The 14,989-nt window shown below is 35.5% G+C and carries 13 protein-coding genes and 2 pseudogenes; 14 read left to right on the top strand and 1 reads right to left on the bottom strand.

Translation table 11 applies throughout. The features are described from left to right. The first annotated feature begins 86 nt into the window (after positions 1-86). From LC115_13500 to LC115_13480, 5 genes are all read left to right on the top strand, one after another. Positions 87-425, top strand: a complete 339-nt coding sequence (locus LC115_13500) for a hypothetical protein (GenBank protein ID MCZ2357683.1) — start codon at positions 87-89, stop codon at positions 423-425. Between the two features lie 234 nt (positions 426-659). After that, positions 660-1,769, top strand: a complete 1,110-nt coding sequence (locus tag LC115_13495; protein ID MCZ2357682.1) for an adenine-specific methyltransferase EcoRI family protein — start codon at positions 660-662, stop codon at positions 1,767-1,769. Continuing rightward, positions 1,766-2,848, top strand: a complete 1,083-nt coding sequence (locus tag LC115_13490) for a DUF262 domain-containing protein (GenBank protein MCZ2357681.1) — start codon at positions 1,766-1,768, stop codon at positions 2,846-2,848. The genes LC115_13495 and LC115_13490 overlap by 4 nt, the downstream gene beginning before the upstream one ends. Before the next feature lie 78 nt (positions 2,849-2,926). Then, positions 2,927-6,031, top strand: coding sequence for an SAM-dependent methyltransferase (locus LC115_13485; protein ID MCZ2357680.1), 3,105 nt, complete (start codon positions 2,927-2,929; stop codon positions 6,029-6,031). A 2-nt stretch (positions 6,032-6,033) separates the two neighbouring features. Continuing rightward, positions 6,034-6,651 (top strand): hypothetical protein, encoded by a 618-nt coding sequence (locus LC115_13480; GenBank protein MCZ2357679.1) that lies wholly within the window; start codon positions 6,034-6,036, stop codon positions 6,649-6,651. Positions 6,652-6,666: 15 nt separating this feature from the next. On the opposite strand, the gene LC115_13475 is transcribed toward LC115_13480, so the two are convergent. Further along, complete coding sequence (locus LC115_13475; GenBank protein ID MCZ2357678.1) at positions 6,667-6,858, bottom strand: hypothetical protein; 192 nt, start codon at positions 6,856-6,858, stop codon at positions 6,667-6,669. Between the two features lie 275 nt (positions 6,859-7,133). Between LC115_13475 and LC115_13470 the strand changes: the two genes are divergently transcribed. The 9 genes and pseudogenes from LC115_13470 to LC115_13430 all read left to right on the top strand — a co-directional run bounded on the left by LC115_13470 (position 7,134) and on the right by LC115_13430 (position 14,950). Next, the gene (locus tag LC115_13470) at positions 7,134-8,087 is read left to right on the top strand and encodes a tetratricopeptide repeat protein (GenBank protein MCZ2357677.1); all 954 of its coding nucleotides are present in this window, start codon (positions 7,134-7,136) and stop codon (positions 8,085-8,087) included. 470 nt (positions 8,088-8,557) lie between these two features. Further along, a pseudogene (locus LC115_13465) lies at positions 8,558-10,047 on the top strand (type I restriction-modification system subunit M). Further along, positions 10,044-11,210, top strand: a complete 1,167-nt coding sequence (locus tag LC115_13460; GenBank protein MCZ2357676.1) for a restriction endonuclease subunit S — start codon at positions 10,044-10,046, stop codon at positions 11,208-11,210. The pseudogene LC115_13465 and the gene LC115_13460 overlap by 4 nt, the downstream one beginning before the upstream one ends. Continuing rightward, positions 11,207-12,328, top strand: coding sequence for a three-Cys-motif partner protein TcmP (gene tcmP, locus LC115_13455; GenBank protein MCZ2357675.1), 1,122 nt, complete (start codon positions 11,207-11,209; stop codon positions 12,326-12,328). Before LC115_13460 ends, tcmP begins: the two co-directional genes overlap by 4 nt. A 4-nt stretch (positions 12,329-12,332) precedes the next feature. After that, positions 12,333-13,058, top strand: a complete 726-nt coding sequence (locus tag LC115_13450; GenBank protein ID MCZ2357674.1) for a phage Gp37/Gp68 family protein — start codon at positions 12,333-12,335, stop codon at positions 13,056-13,058. Further along, a pseudogene (locus LC115_13445) lies at positions 13,055-13,198 on the top strand (type I restriction endonuclease subunit R). Before LC115_13450 ends, LC115_13445 begins: the two are co-directional and overlap by 4 nt. Before the next feature lie 118 nt (positions 13,199-13,316). Further along, positions 13,317-13,709: a hypothetical protein gene (locus LC115_13440; GenBank protein ID MCZ2357673.1), complete on the top strand. Its 393-nt coding sequence runs from the start codon at positions 13,317-13,319 to the stop codon at positions 13,707-13,709. Then, positions 13,651-14,613, top strand: coding sequence for a transposase (locus tag LC115_13435; GenBank protein ID MCZ2357672.1), 963 nt, complete (start codon positions 13,651-13,653; stop codon positions 14,611-14,613). Before LC115_13440 ends, LC115_13435 begins: the two co-directional genes overlap by 59 nt. A gap of 67 nt (positions 14,614-14,680) precedes the next feature. Further along, positions 14,681-14,950: a hypothetical protein gene (locus LC115_13430; GenBank protein MCZ2357671.1), complete on the top strand. Its 270-nt coding sequence runs from the start codon at positions 14,681-14,683 to the stop codon at positions 14,948-14,950. Positions 14,951-14,989 lie beyond the last annotated feature (39 nt).

Raw genomic sequence — 14,989 nt, 5'->3', positions numbered from 1 at the left:
AAAAAATCAAAATTTATTTTGAACGGGAGAAAATTTGGGCTTTTTTAAAAATTTAGAGGTTATGCAACGCGCTCTTAAAATATATTTTGGCTGTTTTGAACTCAAAATTTACAGGCAATTTTTGGACAAACAACTTTTCAGATTTACGAACTACATTTCCAAAAATTAAAGGCAGTTATCTTGAAAAAATTCCTATTCCTGACATTGATTTTAGCAACAAAGAACAAAAGCAAAAACACGATGACATTGTAAAAAATATTGATTTAATTTTACAACTCAATCAAGAATTACAACAAACAAATTTATCTGACAAAGCCGAACAACTGAAACACAGAATTGAATACGCAGAATGCAAAATCAATCAAATAGTTTACGAACTTTACAACCTAACAACAGACGAAATAAAACTAATAGAAAACAAATGACGAACAAACAGCACAGCCACCAACAAACGGTTTTGCAAGAGAGCGGGTGAAGTGCTTCGTATGAAACTTTTTGCTAAATTTAAACTTCGGTTCTTCAATTGAGCGGTAGTGCTATAAATCCGCTCCCTCGCAAAGCCGCGGCACGTTAGCAACAAGGCTAGCGGAACGGTGCCGATACAACATTTCGTCCCATAAATTAAGTCCGTTAGACTTTGTTGCCCAAACGGGGAACAAATGGCAACAGAAGCAAAGAACAAAGGACTTAAAGAGGCAAAAAACAACAAGAAAGACGAATTTTACACGCAACTTTCGGACATCGAAAAAGAAGTGCGACATTACAAAGAACACTTTAAAAACAAAGTAGTTTTCTGTAATTGTGATGACCCACGAGTTAGCAACTTCTTTCATTACTTTTCTTACAACTTTGAAAGTCTTGGACTGAAAAAACTCATTACAACTTGCTACAAAAACCAAGAAACAGACTTATTCAGCGAACACAATTCTGAAAAGGCAATTTACTTGGAATACAATGGCGATAAGAATGGCGACAATGTTCCAAACATTGAAGAAATCGGAATAAAACATTTAAAAGGCGATGGCGATTTTCGCAGTAGCGAAAGTATCAACTTGCTAACGCAAGCCGATATTATCGTTACAAATCCGCCTTTTTCATTGTTTCGTGAATACGTTGCTCAACTTGTTGAACACGACAAAAAATTTCTCATCATTGGAAACGTAAACGCAATTTCCTACAAAGACATTTTTAAACTTATTAGAGAAGAAAAACTTTGGCTTGGTGCAAGTATCCATAGTGGCGACCGTGAATTTGGAGTTCCTGACGACTATCCGCTAAATGCAGCAGGTTCACGAATTGACAACGAGGGCAAAAAATATATTCGTGTAAAAGGTGTTCGTTGGTTTACAAATATGGATTATGACGAGCGACACGAGGATTTGATATTATACAAAAAATATTCGCCCGAAGAATATCCGAAATATGAAAATTACGATGCAATAAATGTAGATAAGACAAGTGAAATTCCCGCGAATTATTCGGGGTTAATTGGTGTTCCAATCACATTTTTGGACAAATACAATCCTGACCAATTTGAAATAATTGCATTGGGAATTGTTGGGTCAATTGAATTTTCTTCAAACAGAAAAATGGAAATTTTAGACAAAAGTGGAAAACCAACAAATAAATTTACTTGGAACGCAAAAGGAACTTTATATCGTCTTTACAATCCCCAAAAAGACAAATCCCCTGCATTTAAAGATGTTGAAACAGGAACTTTGTATTCAAGTATTTACGCAAGAGTAATCATTAAGAACAAAAAATTATGAATATAGAACTCAAAGAAATTTCCGTTAGAGAATTATCTAATGCTTACAAAGACAACAATGAAAATGGTGTTGTCGCTTTTGGTGGAAAGTTGGACGTTCGTCCACCCTATCAACGTGAATTTATTTACAAAGACAAACAACGTGATGCAGTAATCAACACGGTTACAAAAGATTTTCCACTAAATGTAATGTATTGGGCAGTTCGGGAAGACGTAACTTTTGAAGTCATTGACGGACAACAACGTACCATTTCAATTTGCCAATTTGTAAACGGAGATTTTTCATTTGAAAAACGCTATTTCAAAAATTTAAAGAATGACGAGCAGGAGCAAATCTTAAATTACAAATTGATGGTTTACGTTTGTAGCGGAACGGAAAGCGAAAAATTAGAATGGTTCAAAACAATCAACATCGCAGGAGAAAAACTAACAGACCAAGAATTGAGAAACGCAGTTTATTCGGGTAGTTGGGTAAGTGATGCAAAACGCTACTTTTCTAAAAACGGCTGTGTTGCGTTTCAAATTGGACAGGATTATTTAAACGGTTCAGCAATCAGACAAGAATATTTTGAAACCGCTATTGCTTGGATTTCGCAAAACGACATTGAGGGTTATATGGCAACCCACCAACACGACCCAAATGCAAATGCTATATGGAATTACTTTCAATCCGTGATAACTTGGGTAAACACAACTTTCACGAAAAAACGAAAATTTATGAAAGGTGTTGAATGGGGTTTGCTTTACAACCAATTTAAAGATGAAATTTACGACACCAAAGCAATTGAAGAAGAAACCGCCAAACTCATTGCTGACGATGATGTTACAAAGAAAAGCGGAATTTATCCATACATCTTGACCAAAGACGAACGACATCTTTCCATTCGTGCGTTCACAGACACGATGAAACAAAAAGTTTACGAGCGACAACAAGAAAAATGTATTATTTGTAAAAATGAGTTTGACATTTCACAAATGGAAGCCGACCATATCACACCTTGGCACGAGGGCGGAAAAACAACAGAGGATAATTGCCAAATGTTGTGTAAAGATGATAATAGAAGAAAGTCGGGTAAATAATTTCACACAACTTGCTTACTTTAATGCTGAAAATTTGTAATTTAGCCCAAAATTTTGTATTCGAGTTCGAAGCATGTAATGACAGGGAAAGAAGTAATAGAATTAATTGGCTTAGACAGAGCTAAATCGTTAAATTCTAAGGGTAAAAAACTCTTAGAAAGTGAATCTTTTGTGTTTAACCAAGTTCGTGAATTTGGAGTTGATTCCGTTTACTTCAATACAGACGAAAGCGGAAATAGTTTTCCTGCTGTTTTTCTAAAAAAGGTAAAGTCTTTTGATGAAAAAAACTTACAAGAAATAGCGGATATTCACAAAAAAGTTTGGAACTATAAAAAAGTATTGTTCTTATACGTTTATTCTGATACGGAAATTCGTATTTACAACTGTTCCGAAAAACCACTTATTAAAACCAAAGAAAATTTTGATTACGAAAAAGAACTTCAAAACGTTGAAATAAAAGCTTATCAATTTTCAGACAAAAAGCAACTTAAAGAACTTAACAATCTCTTTTCAAGAATCGCAATTGATTCGGGAATTGTTTGGACTGTGGAAGAAGCCCAATTTATCAGAGATAAAATAAAATTGCAACGTAGAGTTGATAAATATTTGGTGGAAAGTTTAGTAAACACTGCCAACCAGCTCGAACAGCAAGGACTTGAAATAGAGTTTATTCATAAAATTATTCTTCGTTCATTATTTCTCTTATATTTAGAAGATAGAGAAGCTACGGACGAAAAATTATACGGTCAAATCAAAAAAGGAACAAAATCTTATTTTGATATTCTAAACGATGTAAAAGCTACTTACGAACTGTATGAGCGATTGGAAGATGACTTTAACGGAAATGTTTTTACATTAGAAAGAGATGCAAGTAATAACATAACAGAAAAAATATCTGCTGACCAACTTCAACTTATAAAAAAATGTTTCATAAGTGGTAACGATAATACACCTCAAACCCAACTATTTGAAAATTGGCGTTTGTTTGATTTCAGTATCATTCAGATTGAATTACTAAGTGAAATTTATGAAAATTTCTTGTTCAAAACCGACCCCGAATTAAAGAAAAAAACAGGAACATACTATACACCTCCTGCGTTGGTTGAGTTTATTCTGAATGAAAAATTGCCAATCAATAAAACAGATAAAAGATACAATGTCAAAACATTAGACCCAAGTTGTGGTTCGGGAATTTTTTTAGTGCAAAGTTTCAAGCGTTTGGTAAAACGTTATGAAAACCAACATAAAGAAAAATTAACCGATTTTGACAAGTTGAAAAAATTATTGACCGATAACATATTTGGAATTGAGTTACACCCTCAAGCCATAAAAGTAGCTGCGTTCAGTTTGTATTTAGCATTGGTTGATAGTTTAGACCCCAAAAATTTATGGCAAAAGAAAAAACATCGTTTGCCAAATCTTATCAATAATCCTAATGATAAATCATTAAAAGCACAAGGCAGAAATTTATTTTGCAGAGATACGATTGCAGATTTATCAGGAGATACAGAGTTAAAGGATTTCCAACTAATCGTTGGCAATCCACCATTTGGCAAAATTCTTACTGAAGAGAATGATAAAAAAGGAGAACATAAAAATTTAAGGAAATATTGTGAAAATGAGAAATTAGCAAAAGAAATGATTTTGCCTTTTCTCCATAAAGCCACAAAATTTGCCACTAATGGAGAAATCGCATTGATTTTCAATACCAAAGTTTTAACCAACACGGGCGGAACTTATCAGAATTTCAGAAAATGGTTATTCAATGATTGCTATGTAGAAAAAATTTTCAATTTTTCTATTCTTCGCAATGCAAATGAAAATTTTGGAGGTCAATTATTTGGTGATGCAACCGGACCGATAAGCATTGTTTTTTATCAAAAAGAACAACCTAAAAAACCGCTTGGTAGAATTGCCTACTACGCTCCAAAAACATTCATTAAGACCAATGTAATTGATGGTTTGAGTATTGATTTTACAGACTTAAAATACCTGCCAAGGGAAGAATGTCAGAAACCAAATACCAAAATTTGGAAAATTGAAATGTGGGGAGGAATGAATGATTGGGAACTAATAAATAAAGTTTCTAAGAAATTCAACACTTCAATTGGAGAGTTCTTGGAAAATAATAAGGAAGAATTTCATTTTGGTTCAGGCTTGCACTCTCCAACAGAGAAACAGCTAAAAGAAAATAAAACCTTTACTCCTTCCAAAGTTATTAATCTTAGGAAAGTTCAACGATTTTACACACTAAAATCAGCAGAAGAATCTTCTCAAAAAGTTTATAGAAGTATCAACCAAAATATTTTTAAACCACCTTATTTAATCATAAAAGAAGGTCAAAAAAATAAAGAATTTTGTGCAAGTTGGATAGATTACAAATCTTACCATACAGGTGCGTTTAGCATTTCATCAATAGACCAAAAGGACAATTCCCTATTAAAATTATGGTGTAGTTTAATTAATTCATCATTTGCTAAATATTATTTATCATTAACTTCTGCATCGTGGGGTATTGAGAGAGAAAGAGTTCAATCTAATGAAACATTGACTCTGCCAATGCCTACAAATATTAGCAAAAAAATCATTTTAAAATTAGAGCAAAAATTTGACGAGTTAATAAAATTGATTCAAGATGATTTTGATTTTGTAAAAACAAAACCCATTGAGGCTGAAATTAATAAAATCATTTTACAAGATTTATTTTTATTCTCAGATTCTGATAAATGGGCTATTGATGATTCGATTAATTATTCAATCGACCTTTTCGAGAATAAAGAAAAATCAATTGCACTTTATTCTGTTATTTCAGAACAGATAACAGAATATGGGAAGACCATCAGTAGTGAGCTTAATGAATTTCTTGACGGACAGGATTTATTTGTAAATGCTACTGTTTATAATATAAATAGGTTTACACCTTTGATGATGATTAAAATTTCTTTTGCTAAGCAACAAAAGGAAGTAGTTACATCTAAAGAGTTTGTTGATGACGAACTAAAAAAGATAGACCAACATTTATGGGAGGAAAAATCAAACAGTATCTTTTTTAGAAAAAAACTGAACTATAAAACAGATGATGATATTTATATCATTCGTCCTAACCAACGTAGATTTTGGTCAAAATCAATGGCAATAGAAGATGCCCAAGAGTTAATTCTTGAAATTTTAAATGAGAATTAGCAATGGCATTGAATACGACAGTTTATAATAAATTTAGAAATGCTTTTGAGCAAAAATGTTTTCGGTTAATCATCGAAGCATATCAAACTTCTTTAACCGAAAAAGTCATACAATTAGATTGGAATGAAAATGATATTTCTTCCGAAATACACAAGTGTATAAAAGCAAATCCGTTAAGACTGAAATGGAAAGTTTCAACTAATGTTGAAGCCCATATTCCAAATGAGAAAATTTCAAAAGAAAAAGGGTTTGCAGATAAAGATTCAAGAATAGATTTTAGACTAACATCTTTCATATCAACTTACGAATATGAATATTTTTTTGAAGCGAAAAATTTAAAACAAAATGATTCCGTATTAAAACGCAGATATATTGACACAGGAATAAATAATTTTGTTTCGGGAAAATACGAAAATGGTAGTTTGATAGGTTATTTGCTTGAAGGCAAAACTGATGAAACGGTAAACGGAATAAACTCCTTGTTGGAAAAAGACAAACGAAATACAGAAGTTCTAAACTTAAAATCGGGCAAACTTCTGAAAGCAATTTACGAATCTAACCATTCAGACATCGGGACACTGAAACACTTAATTTTTGACTTTACAAACATACAAAACTGACAAAAAGCCCTGTTGCTAACAAGTGGTTTTGCAAGAGCGGCAGGAACCGTCTCCGATTGAAACTTTTTCGTATATTTGGAGTTCGGTATTCTCTTGGATATTTCGGCTAAAAGTGCCGCCCTCGCAAAGCCACCAACCGTTGAGCGACATTACGCCTGCGGCGTAGTTTTGTTCTTTGTGTTTTGCTGCGCAAACACTCCCATCCAAAACAAATGTCGCTCAACGCAGCGCTTGACCTAATTTTGTCTAAGATACGCCTGGGCTTTGCGCCGGCTGCGGCTCGCACCGCTCGCCGTTCCGGCTAACGTCGCCCAACAAAACACTTGACAAAATTAGATTCCGAGAAAAAAAACACCGGAATCCCAAAATAAATTTTGGTATCCTCTTTTTTTTCTCGGAACTTCGTCAAGCGCTGCGTTGTGCGTCATGCTTGGGGACAGTGCTAACTTGAAACAGTCATGCTAAAATCAAACGATAGAAAAATGAAACATACCACTTTACTTCTTACAGCTTTACTGCTGACTTGTAACCTTTCATTCGGACAGACAACAAAGGATGATAAGGAAATGTATCCTGACAAATACACTTTTGAGAAGGCAAAAGAATTTGAAACGAAAGGAGAATATGAAAAAGCAATTTGGTTTTACATCAACCTTTTTCCCGACAACAAGGAACAAGTTATTGAAACTGTAAAGACACTTGCCACCAAACTTGACACAGTTGACATGCCCATGCTTATAAAAAAGTCCTTTGCACTTTACGGAACATTTGACCCTGCAATCACGACTTTCAACAATGGTGCTCCAAACATGGACATGGGTAAATTGAAAAAGAAGGGTGCATGGGGTGATGAATTGTGTATGAAAATTACTGACCCAAACAAACCATTATCATCCGCTACTGAATATAACTTGCGAAGCATTGAAAAGGTAAAAGCAAAAGATTTTCAAGGTGCAATTGAGGATTTGAATAAAGCAATTGAGTTGGAACCCAAAGGACAATTCTATTTTAACAGGGCATACACAAAAAGTTTGATGGAAGATTTCAAAGGGGCTATTGAAGATTTTAACAAGACAATTGAGCTAAAGTATCGTCTTGCCGAGGCATATTTTGAGAGAGGATATTGCAAAGACATGACAAGCGATTTTGAAGGAGCAATTTCTGATTACACGAATGCAATTGCTACAAACAAAGAATATCCTGATGCTTATAATAATCGTGCATTCGTTTACTACAAACAAAAGAAATATAAAGAAGCATTAAAGGATTTTGACAAAGCCATAAAACTAAAAGACGATAATGTTGGTGCTTATGTCAACCGAGGTTTTGTAAAAAAGGACATGGACGATTTGAAAGGTGCTTGCAGCGACTGGCAGAAAGCTGTTGAATTAGGATATAGCGATGCACAAAATTTTTTAAACGAGTATTGCAAATAAAATAATACGCAGACCATGATGCAGAGAGTAGCACGAACGCACAACGCAGCGCTTGACAAAATTAGATTCCGAGAAAAAAAACACCGGAATCCCAAAATAAATTTTGGTATCCTCTTTTTTTTCTCGGAACTTCGTCAAGCGCTGCGTTATAGCCAATGGTAGGACAACACTCCGAACATTGAAGCAGCGACCAAAACTAAAATAGAAAGTAAACCATTTTGACAGGTGACCAAGGACATACAAACGATACAACAAACGGACAACGAGTAAGCCGACACTCATTGCCTACCCTTCTGTGTTTTAATTTTTTTCCCACCGCACAAAATATTTTGAATTGCCACCGCACAAATGGCACATTTGGTTTTGCCCCACCCACAAGCCGACCCTTCAGCAAAACCAAAAGAGCCATTTTTTGCCCACGCACCGACAAGAATGATAACTTTACAAATTGATAAAAACAGAGATAAATAATGTTCGAGCAGACTTTTAAAAATATTGACGATATACTTCACAAAGACGCAGGTTGCGGCAGTGAATTAGACTATGTGGAGCAAACCTCTTGGATTTTGTTCCTCAAATATTTGGACGACTTAGAGAAAGACCGAGCCACAGCAGCCGAACTTACAGGCAAGACTTACATGCCTATCATTGACAAAGATTACCAATGGACAGTTTGGGCAATGCCAAAAGGCAAAGACGGAAAACTCGACCACCACAAAGCCCTGACAGGTGACGACCTCACCGACTTTGTAAACAACAAACTCTTTCCTTACCTCAAAAAGTTTAAGCTGAGTGCCGAGAGTGCCGACACCATTGAATATAAAATTGGTGAGATTTTCAGCGAACTGAAAAACCGCATACAAAGCGGCTACAATTTGCGTGAAGTAATTAACCGTATTGACGAGTTGCGTTTCCGCACCCATGCAGAGAAGCACGAAATGAGCCACCTGTATGAAGACAAAATCAAAAATATGGGCAATGCAGGGCGAAACGGTGGCGAATACTACACGCCTCGACCGCTCATTACGACCATTGTAAAAGTAGTTGCCCCAAAAATTGGCGACAAAATCTATGACGGTGCAGTAGGCAGTGCGGGCTTCCTTTGCGAAGCGTTCGACTATTTGCGAAACAGCAAATCACTTTCTACCAAAGAAACCGAGATACTGCAAAAACGAACCTTTTACGGCAAAGAGAAAAAATCGTTGGCGTATATCATTGGCATTATGAATATGATTTTGCACGGGGTGGAAGCTCCCAACATCATACACACCAACACACTTGCCGAAAACCTTGCCGACATACAAGAAAAAGACCGTTATGATGTGGTGCTTGCCAATCCACCTTTTGGTGGAAAGGAACGTGCCGAAGTGCAACAAAACTTCCCAATTAAAACAGGCGAAACCGCTTCGCTCTTTTTGCAGCACTTCATTAAAATATTGAAAGCAGGTGGCAAGGCAGGTGTGGTGATTAAAAACACCTTTTTGAGCAATACCGACAATGCCACAGTTGCCATTTTTTGAGCAATACCGACAATGCCACAGTTGCCATACGCAAAACCTTGTTGGAAAACTGCAACCTGCACACCGTATTGGATTTGCCCGGTGGAACGTTTACCGGTGCAGGTGTAAAAACCGTAGTATTGTTTTTTGAAAAAGGCAAAGCCACGCAGAAGGTTTGGTTTTACCAGTTGAACCTCGACCGCAATTTGGGCAAGACCAACCCACTGAACGAAAACGACTTGGCAGAATTTGTTGAACTGCAAAAAACTTTTGCCAATAGCGAAAACTCTTGGACGGTAAATGTAAAGGATATTGACCAAAACACCTTTGATTTGAGCGTAAAGAACCCGAACAAGAAAGAAGAAGTAACGCTACGCCAACCGCAAGCTATTTTGGAAGAAATGAAAGCATTGGACGAAGAGAGTGCCGAAATCCTTAACTCAATTTTGGAACTGATATGAAGCAAGGTTGGGAAATAAAGAAGTTGGGAGAAGTTTGCGAAATTAGCACAGGTAAGTCTAATACAGAAGATGCTATAGAAAATGGTGACTTTGCCTTTTTTGATAGGTCTAAAATTGTCAAAAGAAGTTCTAAGTTCTTATTTGATTGTGATGCCATAATTGTTGCAGGAGAAGGTCAGACTTTTCTTCCGAAATTTTATTCAGGCAAATTTGATTTACACCAAAGAGCTTATGCTATTTATAATTTTGATAAAAGTGTTAGTGTTCATTATGCCTATAATTATTTGATACACTTCCATAAGTATTTTGAAAGTGTTGCAGTTGGTGCAACTGCAACATCTTTACGGTTAAGGCATTTTCAAGATTTGCCAATACCAATCCCACCAATCATAGAACAACAACGAATTGTTTCCATTTTAGACGAAGCATTGACTGCCATAGCCAAGGCAAAAGCCAATGCCGAACAGAACCTATTAAATGCAAATGAACTTTTTGAAAATGCTGCACAGGAAATATTCACTCAAAAAGGAATTAATTGGGAAGAAAATCTTTTAGGAGATTTTGCAACATTTAGAAATGGAATAAACTATACAAAAGGAAGTAAGGGAGAGAAAATTAAAATAGTTGGGGTTAAAGATTTTCAAGACAGTTATTGGGTTCCCGACAATGATTTAGTTGAAGTTTCTCTTGATGGCAAGATAAACGAAACGGACTTACTACAAGAAGGAGATATTTTGGCTGTCCGTTCTAATGGCAACCCACAATTAATTGGTCGAACATTATTAGCAGGTAAAATCAATGAAAAAGTATCTCATTCGGGTTTTACAATAAGGATAAGGTTAAATTCAAAAATAGTTAACCCAAACTATCTCTGTCATTTTTTGAAAATCCAACAGACAAGAAAAACACTTGTGGAAAGTGGCAATGGTGTTGGAATAAGAAGTTTAAATCAAGGTTCACTTTCCTCATTGAAAATTCCTTTTCCAAAATCATTAAAGGAGCAGGAAGCAATTATTGATAAGGTAGATTCAATAGCGGAACAAAGTCAAAAGCTAAAGGATATTTATCAAAAGAAAATTGATGATTTGGAAGAACTGAAAAAATCAATCTTGCAGAAAGCATTTGCAGGGGAATTGAAAACTGAAAAAGCGGTTGCAGTATGAGTTATCGTGATTTACATATCAAACCGTTTGACAAAGGCACAATTGCCAAGCTCGAAATATTTGAAGATTATGCTCAGGCTTGGATTCCAACTTTTGTAATGCAGTCAAACCGATTTCCAGAGATTCACATTTTTGATTTCTTTTCAGGTCCATGTTATGATTCTGAAAATGTTCCAGGAAGTCCAATCCGAATATTGCAAAAAGTCAATGAGCAATTAGGTAATATCTTAGCTAAAAAAACAAAGATTATTTTACACTTCAATGAATTTGAGCCAACCAAAAAGGGTCAGGAAAAATTTGAACTGTTAAAAGAAAACTGCGAAGCATTTATTGCAGACAATCCAAAATTCAAATATTTTCTCTCGGTAAACTATTACAATGAGAATGCAGAACAATTATTTTTCAAGTTACTTCCTCAAATCAAGAAGTTTCCTTCGCTTGTTTATTTAGACCAAAACGGAGTTAAGTTCATTTCTCAAGAATATCTATCCGAACTCGAAAAACTAAAAACAACTGATTTTCTCTATTTCGTTTCGTCCTCCTATTTCAAAAGATTGGGCGGCACAGATGAATTTAAAAAAGTGTTGGAAATTGATTTGGCTGAATTGGAAAGAGAAGCCTATCGAAATATGCACCGTTTAGTTTTGAATAAAATAAAATCACGGTTGCCAATCAGCACAGAACTAAAATTATTTCCGTTTTCAATAAAGAAGAATGCAAACATTTACGGAATTGTGTTTGGTGCGAAAAATTATGCTGCGGTTGATAAATTCCTTGACATTGCTTGGAAAAGAAATTCAGTAAACGGAGAAGCTGATTTTGATATTGACGAAGACAGTTCAAAAATTCAGTTAGATATGTTTGAAGGTAAGAAGATGACGAAAATTGAGAAGTTTCAGCAAGAATTTGAAAAGCATTTGATTCAAGGAAATTTCCCCGATAATAAATCTGCATTGATTTTTACATACAGTTGTGGTCATATTCCTAAACACGCAGTTGATATAATCCGAAAATTGAAGAAGGACAAAAAAATTGATTATGTTGGAACAACACCAGCACTGAATTACGAGAATGTATTCAGAAAGAGAAACATTGTAAACTATACAATTAAATCATAACGAAATGGCACAATCAAGCATAGAATGGACTGAAATGACTTGGAACCCAACAACGGGTTGCGATAAAATTTCGGCAGGTTGCAAATTCTGTTATGCCGAAGTGATGGCAAAGCGATTGAAAGCAATGGGCGTTGAAAAATATGCCAATGGCTTTGAGTTGGCTATTCACGAAGATGAATTGCAAACGCCATACACTTGGAAAAAATCGAAAATGGTTTTTGTAAATTCAATGAGCGACTTATTTCATAAAGACGTTCCTGTTGAGTTTATTCAAAAGGTTTTCAGGGTAATGAAAGAAAATCCGCAACACGTTTTTCAAATTTTGACAAAACGGGCTGATGTACTTTTGTATTACGACAAAGAAGGTTTATTGGATTGGACACACAACATTTGGATGGGTGTTTCTGTAGAAAGCGAAAAAGTGATGAAACGAATTGACCTTCTGCGACAAACCAATGCAAGAGTAAAATTTTTGAGTTGCGAGCCGCTAATCAGTCCTCTACCTAATTTGAATTTAAAAGGCATTGATTGGGTAATTGTAGGCGGTGAAAGCGGAAGAACGCCAAGACCAATGAAGAAGGAATGGGTAATGGATATTAAAGAACAATGCAAGAAAAAGGATGTAGCGTTTTTCTTTAAGCAATGGGGTGGAACGAACAAAAAGAAAACAGGCAATCTGCTTAACGGCAGAAAATATTTAGAAATGCCAGAAATAATAGAAACAGAATGAACGAAGCAGAAACAAGAGCAGAACTCATAGACCCCAAGCTAAGGGCTTGTGGTTGGGGCGTTGTGGAAGGCTCTAAAGTCCTTCGTGAATACAACATAACGGCAGGTAAAATTCAAACAGGCGGTGGCAGGGGCAAAAGAGAAATTGGGGTCAATCCTAATTTATGGGGAGTAATTGTTAAAAGTGGTATGTTTGAAGCAATAAAAAACACTTAGCATCGAAACAACATTTTTCAATGAAGTATTCCCGGAAGAGATATTGGAATACTTCGAGATAAAGCAATACCAACAACTATGTTCGGTAGCAGAGAAAATAGAATACTGGCTCATAGATTTTGATGAAAAGAATGAAATCCCTAATGGATATTCATCTTCGGAATACGAATCAAAGGGGTTCTTACCGGTATGTATTGTTCAAGACTTTCCTATACGAGGCAAAGGAGTATATCTTCGGATACGCAAGCGAAGATGGCGACATAAACAAAGGGGAGCAATTATCCAACGAGATTTTTCCTTTATAGCCGATGGTTCAAAATTTACCAGTGAACTATCGGATTTTTTAAAAGATGCAAGTGGATACGCGACCCGATACCATGAAAAATATAGCCAGTTACTTTTTTGTGAATGGAAAGAAATTGCAGCGGCACTATAAACACCAAGTAAGCGGCTATAAAGATTGGAAGCAATTACCACATGCTGAGGATTATCTGATTTACCCGGAAAACATCACCGAACACATTAGTATTGACGAAGTCAGCTTATCTAAAGGAGAGCTTTATACCGTTGTTACCAATAAAAATACTCGAAGCCAAAACAAGAAATCAGTCATAGCCATCATAGCCGGAACAGAGGCAAAAACGATACAAGATGTATTAGAGAAAATACCTCTTAACCAAAGAAACAAAGTAAAAGAAATAACTATGGATATGGCTCCCAATATGGCATTAGCCGCCCGAAACAGTTTTGTAAATAGCACACAAGTAATAGATCGTTTTCATGTAGTAAAATTGGTTATGGATGCGTTGCAACACATGCGAACTAACTTACGATGGAAAGCATTGGGTGAAGAAAATCAAGCTATTAAAGCAGCCAAAGCAGAAGGGAAAAAATATCAACCCGAATTATTAGCCAATGGAGATACGCCCAAAGAACTCTTAGTAAGAAGCAAATACCTGCTTTATAAATTTGAAGATGAATGGACGCTTACGCAATCTAAACGAGCTGCTGTATTATTTGAAAAATATCCGCTATTACATCGAGCATACAAGCTGATTGAATCGTTTAGAACTATCTATAAGTTACAGTATAAAGCAGATGCCATAATCAAGTTTAAAGAATGGAAACAAAGAGTTATTGAAATGAAAATAGATGAATTTAATAGTGTGGTAAACTCCATTGAACATCACTTTGAAAACATCCTTAACTTCTTTAATAACAGAAACACCAATGCCAATGCAGAATCATTCAACTCAAAAATAAAACAATTTAGAGCTAATTTAAGAGGGGTTACGGATGTAAAATTCTTCCTGTTTAGATTAGAAAAATTGTTCATCTAAAATATGCCTTCTCCCCACAAAATTAACCTGACCCCACAATTGGCGCACTGCCTACAAAAAAGGAGGTATGGACACCTTGCTACATAATGGTAGGAAAGGGAAAGCAGGAAAGCCATCAGTGTTCACCAAGGAAGAGCATAAAAAAATGGAAGAGAAACTGCATGACCCTAAAAATGGACTGGCAGGGTATATTGAACTCAAGGAATGGATAGCCAATGAGTTTAACAAGGATATTAAATACAACACAGTGCTTAAATATGCCACAAAGCATTTTGGGACAAAGGTAAAAGTAGCTCGCAAAAGCCATGTCAAAAAAAATGAACTAGTGTTATGTTAATCGTAAATTAACGGATAAAGTCTTCTGAGTTTTTGCCTT

This window comes from Bacteroidia bacterium (assembly GCA_026932145.1).
Classification (GTDB): Bacteria; Bacteroidota; Bacteroidia; order J057; family JAIXKT01; genus JAIXKT01.
The sequence above is the reverse complement of the archived record's forward strand: the minus strand, read 5'-3'. Positions and strand labels throughout refer to the sequence as shown.